The 18,870-nt window shown below is 42.4% G+C and carries 19 protein-coding genes and 1 pseudogene; 11 read left to right on the top strand and 9 right to left on the bottom strand.

Features of this window, described 5'->3' with window-relative positions:
• Nucleotides 1–73 precede the first annotated feature (73 nt).
• Complete coding sequence (locus MKX98_RS25475; protein WP_339219150.1) at nt 74–1,039, bottom strand: SDR family NAD(P)-dependent oxidoreductase; 966 nt, start codon at nt 1,037–1,039, stop codon at nt 74–76.
• 143 nt (nt 1,040–1,182) lie between these two features.
• Here MKX98_RS25475 and MKX98_RS25470 point away from each other — a divergent pair, with 143 nt between their 5' ends.
• The gene (locus tag MKX98_RS25470) at nt 1,183–1,737 is read left to right on the top strand and encodes a TetR/AcrR family transcriptional regulator (protein WP_194544093.1); all 555 of its coding nucleotides are present in this window, start codon (nt 1,183–1,185) and stop codon (nt 1,735–1,737) included.
• A gap of 114 nt (nt 1,738–1,851) precedes the next feature.
• Here MKX98_RS25470 and MKX98_RS25465 read toward each other — a convergent pair whose 3' ends face one another.
• Nucleotides 1,852–2,193 carry a YolD-like family protein gene (locus tag MKX98_RS25465; protein ID WP_127593246.1) on the bottom strand — a complete coding sequence of 114 codons (342 nt, stop codon included), beginning with the start codon at nt 2,191–2,193 and terminating at the stop codon, nt 1,852–1,854.
• The gene (locus MKX98_RS25460) at nt 2,190–2,597 is read right to left on the bottom strand and encodes a hypothetical protein (protein ID WP_339219146.1); all 408 of its coding nucleotides are present in this window, start codon (nt 2,595–2,597) and stop codon (nt 2,190–2,192) included. The genes MKX98_RS25465 and MKX98_RS25460 overlap by 4 nt, the downstream gene beginning before the upstream one ends.
• Nucleotides 2,598–2,824: 227 nt before the next feature.
• Between MKX98_RS25460 and MKX98_RS25455 the strand changes: the two genes are divergently transcribed.
• The 7 genes from MKX98_RS25455 (at nt 2,825) to MKX98_RS25425 (ending at nt 10,846) form a co-directional block, all read left to right on the top strand.
• Nucleotides 2,825–4,084, top strand: coding sequence for a hypothetical protein (locus MKX98_RS25455; RefSeq protein ID WP_006212418.1), 1,260 nt, complete (start codon nt 2,825–2,827; stop codon nt 4,082–4,084).
• Nucleotides 4,085–4,103: 19 nt separating this feature from the next.
• Nucleotides 4,104–6,611 carry a helix-turn-helix domain-containing protein gene (locus MKX98_RS25450; RefSeq protein WP_339219144.1) on the top strand — a complete coding sequence of 836 codons (2,508 nt, stop codon included), beginning with the start codon at nt 4,104–4,106 and terminating at the stop codon, nt 6,609–6,611.
• A complete protein-coding gene (locus MKX98_RS25445) occupies nt 6,611–8,242 on the top strand; it encodes a tyrosine-type recombinase/integrase (protein ID WP_063477316.1) in 1,632 nt (543 codons plus the stop codon). The genes MKX98_RS25450 and MKX98_RS25445 overlap by 1 nt, the downstream gene beginning before the upstream one ends.
• Nucleotides 8,239–8,829: a hypothetical protein gene (locus MKX98_RS25440; protein ID WP_063477317.1), complete on the top strand. Its 591-nt coding sequence runs from the start codon at nt 8,239–8,241 to the stop codon at nt 8,827–8,829. Before MKX98_RS25445 ends, MKX98_RS25440 begins: the two co-directional genes overlap by 4 nt.
• Nucleotides 8,830–9,142: 313 nt before the next feature.
• On the top strand, nt 9,143–9,598 hold the full coding sequence (locus MKX98_RS25435) for a DUF4367 domain-containing protein (protein WP_036642935.1): 456 nt from the start codon (nt 9,143–9,145) through the stop codon (nt 9,596–9,598).
• Nucleotides 9,599–9,695: 97 nt separating this feature from the next.
• Nucleotides 9,696–10,019, top strand: coding sequence for a transposase (locus MKX98_RS25430; protein ID WP_244235301.1), 324 nt, complete (start codon nt 9,696–9,698; stop codon nt 10,017–10,019).
• Nucleotides 9,962–10,846 (top strand): IS3 family transposase, encoded by an 885-nt coding sequence (locus tag MKX98_RS25425; RefSeq protein WP_210190097.1) that lies wholly within the window; start codon nt 9,962–9,964, stop codon nt 10,844–10,846. The genes MKX98_RS25430 and MKX98_RS25425 overlap by 58 nt, the downstream gene beginning before the upstream one ends.
• A gap of 76 nt (nt 10,847–10,922) precedes the next feature.
• On the opposite strand, the gene MKX98_RS25420 is transcribed toward MKX98_RS25425, so the two are convergent.
• The 6 genes and pseudogenes from MKX98_RS25420 to MKX98_RS25395 form a co-directional block, all read right to left on the bottom strand.
• Nucleotides 10,923–11,444, bottom strand: a complete 522-nt coding sequence (locus MKX98_RS25420; protein ID WP_063477318.1) for a hypothetical protein — start codon at nt 11,442–11,444, stop codon at nt 10,923–10,925.
• A 151-nt stretch (nt 11,445–11,595) separates the two neighbouring features.
• Nucleotides 11,596–11,940 (bottom strand): YolD-like family protein, encoded by a 345-nt coding sequence (locus MKX98_RS25415; protein ID WP_006212426.1) that lies wholly within the window; start codon nt 11,938–11,940, stop codon nt 11,596–11,598.
• Nucleotides 11,937–13,184, bottom strand: coding sequence for a DNA polymerase IV (locus MKX98_RS25410; protein WP_085980683.1), 1,248 nt, complete (start codon nt 13,182–13,184; stop codon nt 11,937–11,939). The genes MKX98_RS25415 and MKX98_RS25410 overlap by 4 nt, the downstream gene beginning before the upstream one ends.
• Nucleotides 13,185–13,439: 255 nt before the next feature.
• A pseudogene (locus tag MKX98_RS25405) lies at nt 13,440–14,264 on the bottom strand (DNA polymerase IV); the annotation flags it as partial.
• A gap of 20 nt (nt 14,265–14,284) precedes the next feature.
• Entirely contained in the window at nt 14,285–14,671 is a 387-nt protein-coding gene (locus MKX98_RS25400; protein WP_339219142.1) for a hypothetical protein, read from the bottom strand.
• A gap of 119 nt (nt 14,672–14,790) precedes the next feature.
• Nucleotides 14,791–15,498 carry a 2-phosphosulfolactate phosphatase gene (locus MKX98_RS25395; RefSeq protein WP_339219140.1) on the bottom strand — a complete coding sequence of 236 codons (708 nt, stop codon included), beginning with the start codon at nt 15,496–15,498 and terminating at the stop codon, nt 14,791–14,793.
• Between the two features lie 197 nt (nt 15,499–15,695).
• On the opposite strand from MKX98_RS25395, the gene MKX98_RS25390 reads away from it, so the two are divergent.
• The 3 genes from MKX98_RS25390 (at nt 15,696) to MKX98_RS25380 (ending at nt 18,821) form a co-directional block, all read left to right on the top strand.
• On the top strand, nt 15,696–17,006 hold the full coding sequence (locus MKX98_RS25390) for an MFS transporter (protein ID WP_071223337.1): 1,311 nt from the start codon (nt 15,696–15,698) through the stop codon (nt 17,004–17,006).
• A gap of 112 nt (nt 17,007–17,118) precedes the next feature.
• Nucleotides 17,119–17,985 carry a phosphosulfolactate synthase gene (locus tag MKX98_RS25385; RefSeq protein WP_071223336.1) on the top strand — a complete coding sequence of 289 codons (867 nt, stop codon included), beginning with the start codon at nt 17,119–17,121 and terminating at the stop codon, nt 17,983–17,985.
• A gap of 251 nt (nt 17,986–18,236) precedes the next feature.
• Complete coding sequence (locus MKX98_RS25380) at nt 18,237–18,821, top strand: YitT family protein (RefSeq protein WP_233355133.1); 585 nt, start codon at nt 18,237–18,239, stop codon at nt 18,819–18,821.
• Nucleotides 18,822–18,870: the final 49 nt, after the last annotated feature.

Raw genomic sequence — 18,870 nt, 5'->3', positions numbered from 1 at the left:
GGGGAGCCGTTTTCCATGTTGGGGATTCAATCCCGTCCATTAGGCTTGTTCGGAGATCAGATCATGGGGCGAGTTATACCCCTGTTTCTAAAATTGTCTCCGTTTGATTCAAACTGGTCAACGCTACACTAACCTCCCATAACTGTTTCCTATTTTCATTGTTATAAGAAAGTTCGGATGATTTTATTTGTTTCGTACCTTCAAAATAATTCCCTGTCGTTTGGTTAAACTTGCTATCGGTTACTAGAGCAGCCAATGCTTTCCCGGACTGACGCACCGTATTCACGTTAGGGTAAAATAGCGTTAAAACAGGCATAAGATAGTTCCAAACAAATCTCATAATCGGCGTATAGCTTTGAGCAAGGCCCGTGCCTGGCATCATTCCCGGATCGAAAGCATTTACGGTAATATTCTTTTGGGTTTGCTGCTTTATTCGATTGGCCAACTCGTAGGTGAAATATAAATTACATAACTTTGAAGTCGTGTAGCGCCGTCTGCCAATGAGAGATATAGCTTCGCTCGAGCTCGCCTGGTCAGGATAGGCTAATAATTGGGGATCTACAAAATCAGGTGCAGGCATTCCTGTCTTTTTCAATGGATCATGGGTTCCGCTGCTGACTAACACGATTCTGCCGGACTGCGTTATTTGTCCAAGCAACATATTAGCCAGGAGGAAATGTCCAAGATGATTTACGCCAAAGGTAGCTTCAAACCCATCTTTCGTATAATGCGTTTTATCGATAAACTGTACGCCTGCATTGCATACAAGTGCATATAAAGGCGGGTAATCCATTTGTGTAAACTTGCTTATAAAACCTCTTATGGATGCCATAGATGAAAGATCGAGCTCCAAAAAGGTTATGTTTTTATTATTGGTTTCTTGAATTAACGCATCTACTGCTTGATTGGCTTTAGCAGCGTCGCGGCAGGCGATCACCACATGATAACTTTTGTCATGCCTAGCTAATATCTTAGCGCATTCATATCCTAAACCAGAGTTCCCGCCTGTTACGATCACCGTTTGTTTCTGTGGACTCATTCCTAACCACGCTCCTATTTTGGTATTTCATACGTTGACAGTGTCAACATACGGTGATTATATACCTGCGAAGTTGACACTGTCAACAGCGTTGGTGTAAAATTTAAGACATGAAATTACAATCCATATCTTAAGAGGATATTATGAACGATACCAAACAAAAGCTGATTCATATCACCAGACAAATGATTGATCGACAAGGCATTGATGCTGTCAGCATGCGCGAGCTTGGTAAAGAAATGAACTTGTCCCGCAGTGCCATGTACAGACATTTCAAAAATAAGGAAGACTTGCTGGCGGCTGTTGCGGTTGAAAATTTTGAGATGCTGACCAGCACGATTCGAAAAACAATGGAAAGCACAAACGATTCGCGAAAACTTATATATGCTATTTTGTGTACGTATTTTGAATTTGGTATCAACCATCAGGAGCATTACCGCTTGATGTTCCGAAAGCAATGGGATAAGGAGTTGTATCCTGATCTTTATCATTCTGCTTTTGAGATATTTAAGCTTGTAGAAACGTGTTTGGAAAAGGCAGAGAACATTCGGAAACCCCCAACCGAATCAACCGCCATCATGTATGCGTTCATTCATGGCTTGGTTGAATTGAATTCAGCCCAGCATACGGAACCGGAAAAGGGACTGGATCATCCAACCCATCTTCTCGATTCTTTTCTCGATCTGATTTTTATTTAGGAGAGCAAGCATCGCGTTAAACCAATGTGCAGTAACATAGATACCAAAATACCTCTGATCGAGATCAGAGGTATTTAATGTGCGTTCATCTCACGCTGGGTTTAGCTTTATACATCATGATCCTGCTGAAATGATCTCGTCAATTTTAATCCAACGCGATTCCTCTTCGGCCATGGATAGTTTGATCTCCCGTCTAAATGTATGGATCAGCACGACAATTCCTGTCAATTCCGTGTCCTCATATTCATCGAATAGCCTTACGGTAATCATACGGTGTTCATGAAATGACTCGGCGAGGGCCCCCTCGATCAATTCCATTTCTTGCGGATCCAGCGTCGGCCGGCCTTTCCGGCCTTCTTCCAGCTGCCTGCGAATGATGGTTTCTTTGTGTTCCGGCAGCATCATCCGACTGGATTCCCACAGCCCATTGCCCTCAAGCTTTTTTCGTGTTGTCATTTATAGTGTCCTCCTATCTTGGCTGATCGATCCAGCGCTTGGCCTGCGTCCGTTTTGGATACGGCTCGGATCACAATCGAATTCCCGTATTTATTTTTCAGGGCATCGGTCACCCGTTCAAGTGCCATCGACCGCTCCCGTCCGGTATCAAACAATGACAATTGGTATTCCGTGTCCGGGGAAAACTGTGACAAGCTAATACCGACCCGCCGAATCGGCAGGCCGTCCCAATACGTTTCAAGCAGCCGGCATGCCCAGCGGTAAACCTGATTCGTAATATTCGATGGATCCTCCATCTTCATCTGTCGGCTAAATCCCGTAGGGCGGTCAAAGTCTGCCCCCATACAACCGACCGACACCACATGCCCCATAAAACCAAGACCGCGGCATCGCTGGCAAACCAACTCCGTCAGCTCCAGCAGTATCTATAAAATTTTGAGCATATTTTGTTGTGTGCATTAATAATTAGCATAAACCTTGATTTATCAAGGCTTTATACTAATTTGAGGACCTTTTCTTTATGAGCATTATTGATTGCTTAACACGATAACAATGATATGGTAACATATTAAATATTTCGAATTCATGAATGAGCATAATTATTTACTGAATTAGATGTGGGGGTGTTTAAATGAGCCTGAATAGTTCAATCTTGCCTTTTTCAAGAAAGATTGATGAGTTACGTTTTAGTGTACAAAGTGTTGGAATTGAGTTTTGGAAAAGGTATCGAGATAGCGAACCTGTCCTTAATAAGCATGCTGTAATTGTTTTGCAAAACAAAATGAATGGTAGACTATGCATCCATCCTCTTACAGAGTTTATTTTTCACTACTGGAAATATAGAGCGTATAATTCTCAAAGGCTCCATGCTAATTACCTTTGCTCTTTTTTAAATTACATACTTATTGATAATCAGCAAAAATATAAGCTTTCTTCTTTAAAAGAACTTCGTTTTTCTCATGGAACTGACTATTTGAACGAACTAACGAAAAAAGACAAATCAAGAATGACACTTAGAAAGGCGGAAAGAACCTTAACCTTATTCTTTGAGTTCTTGGCGAAGAAAAAACTGTTGGTTCATGTTAACGAAAGTTCCTTTAAAAAAAGGCTCCTGTACGGAAAATCAAACCAAAAATATACGGTCTCCCCATTTAAAGGAGTGATAATGCCGAGAAATAAGCAAGGCCATATAGCTCATGATTTGCCTGAACAATATATTTTACCTTTTATTGAGCTGGCTGTGAAAACCGCGAATCCCATTGCCTTGGGAATTTATATGCAGTGTTTCGGAGGAATTAGACAAGGAGAGCTTGTGAACATTCGAAAATCCGATGTAAATTCTATCGGCTCTTATGGAGAATTCGGTTTAGTAGTTCGCCTAGAACAAAAAACCTTGCGAATGGATATTAAAGATAGTGCTGGTTCAAGTGGTGTAAAAAAACCAAGAAGACAAATCGTATTCCCAATTCAAGATTGGTTGCAGATGCTGTATCGTAATCACATTGAAAATTATCCTCCTATGGATGGATCTGATGCGTTATTTGTAAATCGGGATGGGAAAGCCATGTCAGGACAAAGTTACAGGGCCTACTTCAGTAAATTAAAAAAAGAATTTTTGAAGCAACTGAGGAAATCGTCTAATCCAGATGATCTGATTTATGCAGTCAAACTGGAAGAATATAAATGGTCCACTCATCTAGGCAGAGGCATATTTACAAATCTCCTAGCCGAAGAAGCTGATAATCCATACGATATTGCTTTGCCAAGAGGAGACTCCAATCTTGCATCATCTCTTGTGTATCAAGGAAACACGGAACGAATGAGAAAGAAACTTGAGAACCGGATGCAACATTTATATAAAGATTACCTACCAAAATTAATAAAAAATTGATTATTGGAGTAGAAGAAACATGTCTTATTTAAGTCCTGCTGAAACTGCAGAAAAATTAGGAATAGGCTATAGAAGCCTACTACGCTTGGTGAAAAACGGCGCGTTTACAGGAGCAATAAAAGTATTGGATTCGTGGCAAATCCCTCTGAAGTCTGTGGAGGATTACAAGGCATTATTAAACATGCCCGATGAATATTTGACTATTGCCGAGATTGCTGAACGACTTAATCTTTCCGAGCTTTGGGTTGGCAGACTTATTAAGAGAGGAACATTTGCTGGGGCAAAGAAACATAGAGGTTCTTGGATAGTGCCTTCCATGTCTGTGCAGGAATATATTCAGTCGTCCTCTTCTCCCGAAGGATTCCTCTCCTTCCCGGAAGCAGCTGAATATTTATCCGTAAGTGAATCATGGATCAGAAAATTAGTATTAAGAAACATTTTATCGGGTGTCGAAGTCATCAATGGTGTTCGTTACATTCGAATAGAATGTGTGGACGAATATTTATTATCGATTTCACCACCTGAAGGATATCTTTCCGCGGATCAAGCTGCACAAGTATTATCACTGAGTAAAGCAAATATTAGCTCATTAGCTAATGAAGGTGCATTCACGGGTGCAAAAAAACAAAAAATTCCCTATCATCACGCGGGATGGATTATTCCTATTGAGTCCATAAATCAGTTTAAGGAATCGCAATCTTTTTTAAGTGATTATGTACCTCCTACTGATATTGCCGCAAGTTTGGGTGTTAGTAAAAAATGGGTGTCAGAGTTGATTCGGGAGGGAGTAATTCCTGGAGGTATAAAACATAACAATGAGTGGATGGTACCTTCTGATGAGTCCATTAAACATATTGAAAAGGAAAGAAATAGAAAACAAGAATTAGCGGAACTATCGGGACCAATTGATTTATTTGAATACAGGTTGGCTGAACTGGAAGTGCCTGATACGTTGCAAAAAACAGTAGATCTCTATCGTGAATTTGTTATCTTAAAAATTAATAGCAGCCACGGTAACAGCAAAACAATCCACAATAAGGCTCTGGAGTATATCAGCACATTAAAGCGTTTATTCCGTCTACTAAAGACTGAAGTATTCTTGATGAATGCAGAACAATTAGAAACTATCTTTCGAAATCCTGGAATGGGAATTCGGGATAAAAGCACTTTCATTTATTTTTTGGAATATTGCACAGGTAAAGGGCTATGTTCATTCTCGAAAAGTTATGCTATCACTTCCCTTCCTATAGAAGAAAGAGAGATGTACAGTCCGGAACAATTTTTAGCTTATTACAGTTATGTTAGGGATGTCGACCTTCACATTGAGCAGGCCATCCAAAGTAGGGATTACGCTGTAACATGGTTATATGTCTTAATGCATGTCATTGATGCGTGGAGACCATCAGACTTTATTAAGCTGCCGAATATTGAGCTGGAGGTCTGCAATTTACAGACTTTTGATCAACTAAGGGAAACGAAACTGTCAAAGGAGCAAGCGCAAGCAGTCATCAACCATCTGTATAAACGGGTAGAACGAATGTATATTAGCAAAACTGGTGCCCTGGGGCATTTCCTCGTTAATCAGGACATGATTGTTCCCACGGCTACCGTTCTTGTGATCACAGAAATCCATCGTAGAATGCAAGGAGATCAACAACTACTCAGACTGGGCCAAAGAAGATTCGTCCACTTTGAAAAAGAAACGTATATCCGATTATTTTTCGATAAGCGGCCGGATCTTGTTGATTTCCAAAGTCGAAAAATGAATAGAACTCTCTTGACCTATTTCTTTTATAGTGTCGTAGAGGGGAAAGGAAGTGCGGATATCGCGTACGAACTGTCTCAACGAATGAGGGGGCATACCGATAAAAACTCGACTGCAACCTATATTCAAGCAGTAAACAAAGATGGTTCAATTGAACGGGTAAGTTTAAACTTGTTTAACCGAGGGCACTTTGGATGGCTGTACCATCATCTCATTCGTCTATCTATGCCAAACGCGCCTCAGTTAGAGGTAGAGCAAAGTACCGCACTGATCGAACAGTTTCGAAAAGAACTTTCTCCTTATCAATTGGAACAACTTGGCCAATTCTTAGTACGCCAGCAACAAAGTAAACATTCATTGGCTTTGCAACTATCGAATCTTACTGAAACAGAGCTGATGACTTTGTTGCATAAAATCTATAAAGGTGAGATGCCAGCCAAACTGCAGCATGTTCAATGCTTGACCTTCCCAAGTTGCACTTCACCAACGGCAACGACTTGCTTACATTGTGAGAACGCAATACCGAAGATATATATTCTAATTTCTATTCATCATGAACTTGATCGATTGATCGTATCGATTAAAAATACCAAGTATCCTGCCGTTCGGGTCAGGGACCGCAAGTTTTTGTTTCAAATTCTAGATCTTTTAAGTCAGGCGATACAGCAATTCGGCAAAACCTATGTTCAGACTTTTATCGATCTTAACAATTTAAAGGAAAAGATGATTGCTATTCAAAATTTAATTAGTGAGGAAGTTTAATGGCTAAATTCCACGCTGCATTACACAGAAGAAGAACCCTAGAGGAATTAAGCGATAGACAAATTTTAGAAAGTATTGAGTCTGTCACCTTTAGTTTAGAAGAACTTCACGATTACAAGGATATGTTCAGAGAATTGGAACGCAAAGGGCTTATTGTAACAGGCGATTTTGAAGACTTCTTGTGGTCGGCTAAAGGGGAATCCAGTAATTTTCTTTTTCAGTTTGATTGTGAAATCTATGGTGAAATCAATCAAGCTTTGAAATGCTATTCTGTCCAAAAAATGTATAACGGCATTACTACGCAAACCGTTCGCCAAAATATAGGACAAATAAAAGAGGCTATACGAATTACCCGAGGTTTTCGATTAGACCATCTCAAACATTTAGAAGATACGTTAAATCATTTCGGAGACCATAAACAGTTTGCCATGGCTACCAGTATAAAGGAGTTTCTGATTTTTTATAATCATCCTCATACTGAGTTGTATTGCGACTTATGTGCTAATTATAATGCGAAAGTCTCCAATGTACGTGAATTACCTAATTTTCATGATATCTTGCTTTTCGATGTTGCTTTGGATGACTATTTTATAACATGTACTTCAGACGAAGAAAAATTGCAATATTATCCGATTTTTTTATGGTGGAGGATTACTCGGATTATTCCCATGCGCCCCGTCGAATTTTACTCTTTAAGCAGGGACTGCACAATGAAGGATGATGAGGATAGATATTGGATGATTGTACCTCGAAGAAAGAATTTATCCAGCCGTCCAGGAAAGCTAGCGGTCACGGATACTATCCAAGTGAATCGGGAAGTGTTCGAATTAATTGAGGACTATAAACGACTTACATTAGCTTATGCAACTGAATCTTCCTACTTGATATCGTATAAAGCTTATCGAAAGTACGTTAAATTAAAATCAAAGGAAATAACGCGAGAAAAGATAGGAGCTTCCCAATTTATTAATATGATTGATCGATTTTATGATGAAATCGTTACTGCGAAGTATGGCGACTTGGAAAGAATAAAGCCTGGCGATACCAGACATTTTGCCTTCTGCAATATGATGTTGCAAGGGTTTAATATGTTAACTATTGCTCGCATGGGTGGACATAGTCAATTAGAAACCCAATTACATTATCATAAACATTTGGATCACTTCGCTCAATCTTTTGTCCATCACGCGGCGCAGATGCTTCGAATGAAACGTGTGAACTTATGGAGATCAAATTGGGATGTTGCGACTCAGGGCATAATTGCTAAAAGTAGAATTTATCAAATAAGTGATTTCCAAGAGACGCACAAAGTGGAACATGGCTTTTGTACGGATCACCCATCTCGCTGTCAGGTTGGGGATTGCCGGTTTTGTGAATTTTATTTTTTCTCACCAGAAGACAAACAAAAGGGATTAGCCTGGTTGAAAGATTGTTCTGATGCTCTTGAAAGCAGATTAAAGGAACAATTGGAACTCATACGATATGTCACAAAATCCACAAATTACGATTGTGCTACGTTGACATATCAGCATACTAGTCAAGAAAGGCTATCCTCAGCGAGTAATGAACTGCGAAGATTGATGGATCAAAAGGCGATGGTCGATTCTTATTTGCTGGAGGACGAATTATGAAAAAAGGTGCGCCACAAAAATATACGGATAAGCAATTAAAAGACATCTTGTTAAAATATATATCAAAAAATCCTGGGAAGAAGATTAACCCTTCTATTTTGGAAAGAGAGACTGGGGTAAACCGCTTTGTATGGAAAAGAAGAATGTCCGAACAAATCGCAATGATTAACGAGCCCATGCAGCTGGAAAATACAGAAACTGAAACTTCACTTCCCTTACCTAATGTTGTGGAACTTGTCGAAACATACTGGAATAATAAATCAGGCTTGATTAGCGCGTTATCTCATTTCAATCAGATGCTAAATGCTTTGCATCAAAAAGCGAAGGAGTCAGATACAATCCTCAAGCAAAATCAAGACTTAGCCGCTAACTTGTCTATAAAGGAAAAGCAGATTAAAATGCTTGAGAACGAAATTAAATTACTCAGACAACAGTACCTTGAAGTTGCTGTTAAAAGTACTTATAAAACCTTCCAGGATGAAGAGGCACTAGAAAAAATCATATCCATCACTAAAAATAAAAAATCAGAAGATCGTGCCTTAAATGCTGATATTGTAAAAATGTATCCAGAGCTATTTGATAATTGATGGTGGGAAGATGCGCTAGGCTTGCGTCTCGATTTGAGTAAAAAAATCGGATTAATCCTTAGCTGAACAACTAAGCTTTAAGGAACTCTCATATAGCTCGGACAAAGATGAACTAAAATAATTTGTTGTGAATAAAAAGAGTGGTAAAGTGCTGCGTTCTAATTCCAAATCCATCTCTCTGAAAACAAAAGGCTATTACGGTTAGAGAATGCCGACAATTACTTGCCAAAGTATAGTGATACTTAAAATCCCTCCACATAAAAAAAGCTTTAATTGTAATACTAAAGATAAACTTAACTTTTTCGGAGGTATTATGAAGAAGCTTTTGATTTGTATTTTGCTTGCTTTCACAGTTCATCCTGTTGTCCATGCTGAACCTGTTCACGATAAGAAGCCTGAGGTTGGTTATGGCTATGATGCACCATTAAGAATAAAAAAACCAATACATCCTGAAGTGCCTAAGAGTTGGAGACTTGAAACAAAAAAATTTGAAAACAGCATTTTATTAGCTTATTTTGACTCTGATGATAATGATTTAATTATGACCATATTTGAAGAAAATCGAAGATCAATGGTCCCTGTAGCTCAGTCAGAACAAACGGTAATCAATAATACTACCTATTCTTTTTACCCCTGGAAAAGCAAACAACGCGGATGGGTTCTTAGATGGGTTAAGGGCGATGTTTATTTTGAAATGAGTAGCTTCACACTAAACGTAGATGAAATGATTACAATTGCAGAAACCATAACAAAGCAAGTTAAAGAATAAAAAAAGAACTGCAGCCTCACTGAAGTGCACCCCTTAGAATGGACATTGGAATAAACCCCTGGTTTATCCGATGAAATTCTAGGGGGTGCATTTTTGTATGGCAATTAAGGGACAAAAGTATAAAACGTATTCGGAAGAGATCAAGAAAGAGGCGGTTCGTCTGCATGTTATCGAGGGATGGACTTACCGAAAGATTAATGAACACTTGGGGATTAATGATCCTCAGCGGATGAAGAAATGGATGCGGAAATTTCGGGAACAGGGCGAGTTTGGACTGGTGGATCAGCGAGGTCGACGGGAAGCATACATCGACCAAGATCGGTATGTTCAAAAGCTCAAGCGGGAAAACGAAATGCTAAAAAAGTGCTTGGAAATCTGGATGCAGGAGGTGAAAAACAGAAGTATAAAGTCATTGAGATAGCTGCCTCTAGCTACCCCGTCAGCAGCCTTTGCAAACTCTTCAAGGTCTCTCGTAGCGGCTACTACGCCTATCTGAAGCGCAAACATATGGACCGGGACAAGGAAGCTGCATTGCTCATTCGTCGGGTGTATGCGCGCTACGAAGGGAAATACGGCTACCGCCAAATCCAGTTGTTCTTGTGGCAGGATGAGGGCATATGGATGAACCACAAGAAAGTATTGCGTCTGATGCAAAAGCTCGGACTTCAATCCAACATTCGCCGCAAACGCCGTTTTAACACGGCGTACCATGCGGGGGAACGCGTGGCGGAGAATCTGTTGAAGCGAAATTTCACAGCAGAAAAACCGAACCAGAAATGGGTAACAGATGTGACGCAATACCGGGTAGGTGAGCGCTGGCTGTATCTTTCGGCAGTCAAAGATTTATTCAACAACGAGATTGTGGCCTACCAGCTTAGCGAACGCAACGACAACGAACTGGTACTAAAGACGTTCGCCAAAGCGTTTGCCAAGCAAAAAGACGTGACCGGATTGGTCGTTCACAGCGACCAAGGGTTCCAGTACACGTCTCATGCTTACCATGACATGCTGCCAAAGGTTAGCGCCCAAATCAGCATGTCTCGTCGGGGCAATTGCCTAGACAATGCCTCCATGGAGAGCTTCTTCTCGCATCTCAAAACGGAAGGGCTCTACCCTTATAATATCCGAAATCTGGCAGAGGCACAAAACCGAATTGAAAAATACATACGATTTTACAACCAGAGACGACCGCAGCGGAAATTAAACAAACTGACGCCGGTAGAGTACCGACGCCAGTTTGCAGCTTAGGTGTTTTTCCAATGTCCACAAAATGGGGTCTTGACCACACGGGTTGCAGTTCTTTTTTAATATACTGAGTATTTTTTTAAAACTGTGACACGTTCCCGTCGACGCCGAGATAGAAGCCCCCCTGCATAAGGTTGTTAGTGTGTGATTCTATAATAACTTGATAATTCTTATAGCTAACAACCGGTACCAAAATCGGCGGTTTATTTCTGAGGTCTTGGTCTGTCATGTAGGTTTTTGAATATATTGTATTTCCATCTACATCAGCTACACGCAGAGTGAAATATGCTGGGTTTCCTGAATTAACACCATAAACTCTAAGGTTTCTGATCTCCATACTATGGTTAGAGTTAGGTTTTACTAAAGCTCCATGTATAGCACCGCTATATTGGTATAGGCCACCGAAAGGTCCATATTCTTGAAAAACTTGCGTTTCAAAATCTCCGCCTGAATTACTTTCCTCGCTAACGTTGCTCCCAGTAGAGGATTGGCTTAGAGAGGCATCTTCGGAAGAGATTGTTGGATCAGCAAAAGCAGAACCAGTTAACATTGCAGATAAAATAATACATGATACCAAAGAAATTTTAAATTTACTTTTCATGATTAATCAACCTCTTTTCCCAATTTTTAGGCCTTCATATATATAAACGCTAAATAGATTAATACGTTAGCAGAATCCTAATTTTTTTTGGAATCTTTAAATCAATATAAAAAGAAACGCTATCAGCTATATGCCGATAAGCGTTCCTTTTTCAAAATGTGCTTGCAGAAGTAATATCATCTACTTTTATCCAATTCCATTCACCCTCAGAGATAGACAGTTTGATCTCTCGTCTGAACGTATGGATTAGTACGACAATACCGGTTAACTCCCTTTCTTCATACTCAACAAACATCCTTACTGTAACAGTGCGGTGCTCATGAAAAGATTCGGCCAACGCCTTCTCGATTAACTCCATTTCTTGGGGATCAAGCGTGGGCCGAGCCTCCCTGCCCTCTTCTAATTGCCGGCGAATGATTGTTTCTTTATGTTCAGGAAGCATCATGCGACTAGACTCCCACAGCCCATTACCCTCCAGCTTTTTGCGTATTGTCATTTATAGTGTCCTCCTATCTTAGCTGATCGATCGAGCGCTTGGCCCGCTGCTGTTTTTGAGACTGCTCGGATTACAATTGCATTACCGTATTTGAGTTTTAATGCGTCGGTTGTCCGTTCAAGTGCCATCTGTCTCTCCCGGTCAGTATCAAACAGCGATAACTGATATTCATTGTCGGGGGTGAGCTGAGTCAAACTAACGCCTATCCGCCGGATCGGTAAGCCATCCCAATAAGTTTCAAGCAATCGGCGTGCCCAATGATAAACCTGATTGGTGATGTTGGATGGATCCTCCATCTTCATTTGTCTTGAAAATCCCGTTGGCCGATCGAAGTCAGCTCCCATACACCCCACCGACACAACATGCCCCATGAACCCTAGTGCCCGGCAGCGCTGACAGACCAACTCTGTTAGCTCGAGCAATGGAGTTAAGATGTGGTCAAACTCCCGATAATCAAAAGGGAGGGTCATCATATGGCCTACTGACTTTGGTGCAACCTGGTGTGTGCCTGATCGCACTGGGCTATCGTCGATTCCGTTTGCGATGCGCCAATACATTTCCGCCTGGATGTCGGAGTTCTTGCCAAACTTCCGCCGCATCATCTGCTTCAGCTTTACAAGAGGTGTCTGAGCTACACTTCCAATATTCAGGAGTCCCATAGCATTGAAATGTCGGGTCATACGACTGCCGGCCATAAACATGTCGCTGACGGGACGTTTCCACAACGTCTCGGGCAGCATCTCTTTGGTGAGGGTATATATGCCGGATGGATTCTTTTTGGCGTAATTGTCACATGCAGTCTTTGCAAGGATTTTGGTTTCGGCAATCCCGAAGCGAGTATAAACGCCTGTCGCAGCTTGTACATGAGCCTGAATGATCCGGGCCATTTCTTTTGGTGTATCCGCAAACAGATGCATCGAGCCGGTCACATCTAGAAATTGTTCGTCAATGCTGTACGGCTCGACCAGATCTGTGTAGCTCTTGTAAATGTCCGTGATCAGCATAGACACATCGATGTATCGTTGCATCCTCGGCTTAATAACAACAAGATCCGGGCATTTTGCCACTGCCTCCCCAAGGCGCTCTGCGGTAGTAATCCCCTTTGACTTGGCAATAGGGCAAGCTGCCAGCACAATTCCTGAACGACGTTCCGGATCCCCAGCAACCACCAAAGGCCGATCCTTGTACTCAGGATGTTCGGCCTTTTCTACACTCGCATAAAAGGATTGGCAGTCAACGAGCATGACCACACGTTTAGATGATTTCAACACATATCCCTCCTTCTTTTAATCCAAGGACGCGTATGTCATAGAATCAAACTCCGACCATCTATGTTTGTCAATAGAACACGTCCTTCATTCGACTAAAAATGAGCATAAATAGATAGAATTATGCTCATTTTTTATTTGTGCTCTATATCAAACAACTTGAAAAATATTATTCCTCCAAAGAATTAAAAGATTAGACCCTTTATGCACACATGTTTTTATATAGATACCCAACAGTACGACCTTGATTTCTTCCAGCTTGGTATAATCGCGAGGGAGGGTCATCATGTGTCCAACCGATTTAGGGTCAACCTGGTGCGTGCCTGGCCTTACCGGGCTATCATCGATTCCGTTGGCAATTCGCCAGTACATCTCGGCTGAAATATCGGAATTTTTACCGAATTTACGGCGCATCATCTGCTTCAATTTAGCAAGAGGCGTCTGAGCCACGCTGCCGATCGTGGGCAGCCCCATGACGTTAAAGTGGCGGGTCATCTTGCTGCCGGCCATAAACATGCAGCTGACGGGCAGTTTCCAGAGGGTATCCGGAAGCGAGTCCTTGGACAACGTGTAGATGCCGGACGGATTTTTCTTGGCGTAGTTATCACAGGCGGTTTTAGCCAGGATTTTGGTTTCGCCGATGCCGAAGCGAGCGTACACACCCGTGGCATCCATGACATGACGCTGAATGGTTCTGGCTAACTCATCCGGTGTGCCGAACAGATGCAGCGAACCGGTAACGTCTAAAAATTGCTCGTCGATACTGTAAGGCTCAACTAAATCGGTATAACTCTTGTATATCTCCGTGATTTGCATCGAGACGTCAATATACTTCTGCATCCTGGGTTTGATGACGACAAGGTCGGAACACTTGGATAGTGCCTCTCCTAATCGCTCTGCCGTCGTTATTCCTTTTGCTTTAGCGAGCGGACAAGCAGCCAACACGATGCCTGAACGTCTTTCCGGATCCCCTGCAACGACCAAAGGGCGGTTTTTATACTCGGGATGGTCTGCTTTCTCAACAGATGCATAAAAGGACTGGCAATCCCCTAACATGATCACTCGGTTAGATGATTTCACAGCGAACTCCCCTTATCTGCGATTTTCAGCCCCAGGTAGGTGTACGATCTCTGCTCGATCTCTGCCTCAATTAGCCCCCACAGTATAGACAGCTTGTGATGATACCCTCTGCAGATGAATTCAACCTCAATGCCAAGCTTTGTTTTTCGATCCTCGTAAACCTTAATGGCGTATTCACGCATTTTCCTGCGAGCCAGAGCTAAATCGGATAATGCAGCTGCCTGCAAATGGTCGATCATCGCATTCGTTAGCTCCGGGGTCTTTAAATCTGCTCTACATAGGATCGAACGGTCATGCTCTAACACATCAAGTAAAAGGGGTAATAAAATATAATCCTTCACCAGTTGGGTTTCATCTGGTTTCAACCCAATACTCAACATCATTAACCACCTCATTGACGGGAACGTTTGTTTGTATTATATGCGAACACTCGTTCTTTTATCAATGTAAATTATACCCTTATGATGAGGAATCAGAAACTCACAAGCGGTACCTGGCATAATCAGTGATTAAAGACCCCTACCTGGAGCCTTTCAATCAACGGATGGTTTTTGTTCAGATTCACTTTCATTACAAAGTCGGAAGGGATCTCTTGGATGCAAAACGAAATATCCTCCTGTAAAAATTCCGGTCTTTCAATATCGTAAAATTTCCCGGCCGCTTCTGACTTTCGAATTCGCTCAATGGTTTGTTCGGCAGATATACGATTAGTGTCTTGGAGAATTTCCGATATATATTGTGCGCAGGCCAGATCATCATCCCCTGACGGATGCGAAGCAATTACATTAATCGTCATGTCATCGTCTCTTAATAAGTTCCTCTTTATAAACTCTGCGGTTGTTCTTGCATTTGTGAACCCGGTAACGAATAGATGCTCGGTGCTCAATGCATTTAGGGTGGCTGTAACTCCATTGGTTGTCTTTTGGATCAGAAATTTCTCCCGAAGATCGAAGTCATGTAAACGCGCAGGCGAATTATCCAGCTCAAACCCCGGAATCGGCAGACCCTGTATCTCCCCCGCCAATAAAAAGTCAGGATAGATTTTCTTTAGACGCAAGGCATCGTCCAGAGTTCCTGCCAGAATGATACCCTGAACCCCATGGATAAAGGCATAGTGCGCTACGGTAAAAGCCCTTATAACATCAATTACAATATTGATGTGTGATGCGTCCAAGGTGTGATGGTGTCCTTGAATAATCTGTATCGGCATGTCGTATCCCCTTTTCCCCGGCATAATGGGCTATTTTAGTAACAGTATATTTGCCCAAAACCAAGGAGTGCTCAGATCCTCTAATGGATTCAGCAGCAGCGATGGAATATTAAATCCGGATGTGGTGATAATTAGGAAGCATGGAAATAAAGAAAATGTTCTGTTCTACACGAACTTCAAGTCCGAGGAGCGATACCATGGAGAAGACCAAAAAGCGAAAACTGAATATCAGCTTTCATAGCGATATCGACCTGCAGACCGACTCCGAGGAGACACAAGACAGCGAATCCACCGGAAAATCAAAAACTTCTACCGGTTCAAAGGGTCAAGTGTGGGAATTTATCGCACTGGCAACGATCCCGATCGTGCTCGTTTTTGGCAATTCCATGCTAGTTCCGGGGCTTCCTGAAATGCAAAGGGAACTGGGTATCAGTAAATTCCAAAGCAGCTTGATCATCACGATTTTCTCCTTGGCAGCTGGCTTATTTATTCCGATTATTGGTTATTTGTCCGATCGATTTGGACGCAAAGTTATTATTATACCCGCCCTGATCATATATGGAGGTGCCGGTATTCTGGCAGGATTCGGTGCTATTTGGAACTCTTTTGGGGTGATTATTACCGCGAGGGCGATTCAGGGGCTAGCGGCCGCCGGAACAGCACCGATTGCCATGGCGCTCGTCGGCGATTTATACGATGGCGGGACAGAGAGCAAGGCACTGGGACTAATCGAAGCCTCCAATGGCGCCGGCAAGGTACTCAGCCCGATCATCGGCTCCCTGCTTATGCTGATCGTATGGTATGCTTCCTTCTTTGCATTTCCCGTGTTCTGTGCACTATCGTTGTTGGCCGTCATTTTTATGATCAAAGAATCAAAACAACATTCAAAGCAAGAACTAAGGAAGTACCTTGGAAAAATCGGGGACATCTTTAAAGAAAAAGGCCGCTGGCTCATCACTGCTTTTTTTGCCGGTTCGCTGGGGCTATTCATTTTGTTTGGCATACTGTTTTATCTATCCAACATTCTTGAAGACAAGCCTTATAACATTGACGGGGTCGTGAAGGGCTTGATTTTGGCCATTCCATTACTTGGGATGGTTATCACTTCCTATACGACGGGAAGCTTGATCAAGAAGAATGGCCTGTTGATTCGTTGGCTGATGAATATCGGACTGATTGCCATGACCCTGTCTCTGGCAGCTACACTTTTCTTTTTTAAGAACATTTATGTGTTTATCGGGCTGCTGACAGTCAGCTGCATCGGAACCGGAATGCTTCTTCCTTGCCTGAATACGATGATCACCGGTGCAGTTGAGAAAAGTGAGCGAGGGATGATTACATCCCTTTATAATAGCTTGCGATTTTTGGGAGTTGCAGCAGGGCCGCCCTTGTTCGGGTGGATGATGGATAAATCGGATCAGGTTGTTTTTATAACCGTGTCTTCACTATCTTTGGTTACTCTAGGTTTGGTGTTCTTTTTGATTAAGCCGCCTCGGCAGATCGGATGACCGTGACGAATCCCTATGACAAAAGATGGGCACCTGTCAATGGGTATGAGCATATTATGCCAATGTCATTGGATTAAACGACTAAATCAAAAAGAATTGAGGAGATCCTAGAATGAACAGTTCTCTGCGAACAGTTTGGCCCATGGAGATATGTGATCCGAGCGGGCTGCGCGAAAATCCCGAACACGGCAAAAAAGACCACGACACCTACGGGGTCATGGAACGCGGGATGACGATGGTTATTGATAAAGGCCTGGGTAGAAACATGTTCTCAGATGTGATTGAAACAGCCTCGGATTACATCGATTGTGTCAAATTCGGTTTTGGGACGGCTCCGCTGTATAAAACGGAAATGCTGCTATACAAAATCAATCTAGCCAAACAACATGGAATCACGGTCATGCCCGGCGGGACCTTGCTTGAGACAGCCGTGCAGCAAGATGTCGTCCCCGCATTTTTTAATACCGTTTGCCGTCTTGGATTTAACGCGATAGAAGTATCTGACGGCACGATTGAGATGTCGCGAAAAAAACGAACGGAACTCATTCGGGAAGGTAAACAACGCGGACTTCGGGTTTATACGGAGTATGGTAAAAAACAATCCGGTTCCCACATCGACGCCGAAATGCTCGCGTATACAATGGAAGCGGATTTAGACGTAGGCGCGGAGTTTATCATTGTTGAAGCGCGCGAGTCTGGACTAGGCATCGGTATTTACGATAAGCATGGCGAGTGCCAGGAAGAAATGATAAATAATATCATCGACAACGTGTCGGATGCAAGAAAGCTGATTTGGGAGGCACCTCTTAAGCAGCAGCAAGCGATGCTTCTCCGCAAATTTGGATCTCATGTACATTTGGGAAATATCCAACCCACCGAAGTGCTTTCCCTTGAAACGATGCGCCGGGGTCTTCGTCAAGATACGTTTGAACTCGGGGTGAGAGAGAAACAAACCGATGGATTTTGTTACGTAATTTAAACATAGACCAAACCACAAGAGAATGATAAATACTAGCGGGCTGCCTATGGATATCTCCAGAGTCAGCCTATACATATTTTCGTTAAAAAGATCTATCCCGGTATCCCCTCCAGGGAACAAGCATACACTTAAAAAAGCAGGACTAGCTTGTTACTCTAATCGATGAAGGATGATTCCGTGTGAACTTACAGATCCTACCCGGGCGGAAGAGCCCCTTTTTCTATCGTCATGCTTCCAAGAAACTTTTCTACATTACCGCCGGCTCCATCATTCAAGGTTTTGCCATGGCCATGTTCTTGTTTCCTCACGCCATTCCTTCGGGAGGAGGAGCAGGGATCGCGGTGCTTCTGAACCATGCGTTTGAGATCCCGATGAGTCTCGGACTGTGGCTGGCTAATTTTATTTTCCTTGCCTTTACAGTCCCTTATCTTGATGGAGTCAGTGCCTTCGGGACCATATTTGTTATAACAGTGACGTCCGTTTCCGTTAATTTCTTCGAGGTGTTCCTAGAACCCCCGTTCGGCAACGTATGGATCGATCTTCTATTCGGCTCGGTTATTCTCGGAACAGGTGTCGCCATCCTCATAAAGCAGAGGGTATCGAATGGGGGAATCGGTTATGTTGCCTTAGCCATTTATAAGTATAAAAGAATCAACCCGGGCACCTCATTGTTCTGGATGAATGGAATCATATTCGCTTTCGCTGCCTATGTGATCGATTGGAAAATTATTATCCTTGCAGTTGTATGCCAGTGGATATCGACCCGGATCATTAACTGGATTCACCAGTTCCCTCCCCCGAAATCGGTCTATCAACCCGCTTGGCGCAAAAAGTGATTCTGTATACGTGTAAGAGTGATTTACAAATCTAACAAAAATATGGGAA

Origin of the sequence: Paenibacillus sp. FSL W7-1332, from assembly GCF_037969785.1 — a bacterium.
Lineage (GTDB): Bacteria > Bacillota > Bacilli > Paenibacillales > Paenibacillaceae > Paenibacillus_AQ.
Note: the sequence above shows the minus strand (reverse complement) of the source record. Positions and strands in the feature narration are given on the sequence as shown.

Excerpts from the sequence above, each read along its gene's own strand:
- MKX98_RS25385 (WP_071223336.1), top strand. The coding sequence starts at position 17,119 with ATGAACAGTTCTCTGCGAACAGTTTGGCCCATGGAGATATGTGATCCG.
- MKX98_RS25395 (WP_339219140.1), bottom strand. The coding sequence starts at position 15,498 with ATGCCGATACAGATTATTCAAGGACACCATCACACCTTGGACGCATCA.
- MKX98_RS25440 (WP_063477317.1), top strand. The coding sequence starts at position 8,239 with ATGAAAAAAGGTGCGCCACAAAAATATACGGATAAGCAATTAAAAGAC.
- MKX98_RS25410 (WP_085980683.1), bottom strand. The coding sequence starts at position 13,184 with ATGCTCGTTGACTGCCAATCCTTTTATGCGAGTGTAGAAAAGGCCGAA.
- MKX98_RS25465 (WP_127593246.1), bottom strand. The coding sequence starts at position 2,193 with ATGACAACACGAAAAAAGCTTGAGGGCAATGGGCTGTGGGAATCCAGT.
- MKX98_RS25390 (WP_071223337.1), top strand. The coding sequence starts at position 15,696 with ATGGAGAAGACCAAAAAGCGAAAACTGAATATCAGCTTTCATAGCGAT.
- MKX98_RS25450 (WP_339219144.1), top strand. The coding sequence starts at position 4,104 with ATGTCTTATTTAAGTCCTGCTGAAACTGCAGAAAAATTAGGAATAGGC.
- MKX98_RS25475 (WP_339219150.1), bottom strand. The coding sequence starts at position 1,039 with ATGAGTCCACAGAAACAAACGGTGATCGTAACAGGCGGGAACTCTGGT.
- MKX98_RS25435 (WP_036642935.1), top strand. The coding sequence starts at position 9,143 with ATGAAGAAGCTTTTGATTTGTATTTTGCTTGCTTTCACAGTTCATCCT.
- MKX98_RS25470 (WP_194544093.1), top strand. The coding sequence starts at position 1,183 with ATGAACGATACCAAACAAAAGCTGATTCATATCACCAGACAAATGATT.
- MKX98_RS25445 (WP_063477316.1), top strand. The coding sequence starts at position 6,611 with ATGGCTAAATTCCACGCTGCATTACACAGAAGAAGAACCCTAGAGGAA.
- MKX98_RS25400 (WP_339219142.1), bottom strand. The coding sequence starts at position 14,671 with ATGATGTTGAGTATTGGGTTGAAACCAGATGAAACCCAACTGGTGAAG.
- MKX98_RS25415 (WP_006212426.1), bottom strand. The coding sequence starts at position 11,940 with ATGACAATACGCAAAAAGCTGGAGGGTAATGGGCTGTGGGAGTCTAGT.
- MKX98_RS25430 (WP_244235301.1), top strand. The coding sequence starts at position 9,696 with ATGGCAATTAAGGGACAAAAGTATAAAACGTATTCGGAAGAGATCAAG.
- MKX98_RS25420 (WP_063477318.1), bottom strand. The coding sequence starts at position 11,444 with ATGAAAAGTAAATTTAAAATTTCTTTGGTATCATGTATTATTTTATCT.
- MKX98_RS25455 (WP_006212418.1), top strand. The coding sequence starts at position 2,825 with ATGAGCCTGAATAGTTCAATCTTGCCTTTTTCAAGAAAGATTGATGAG.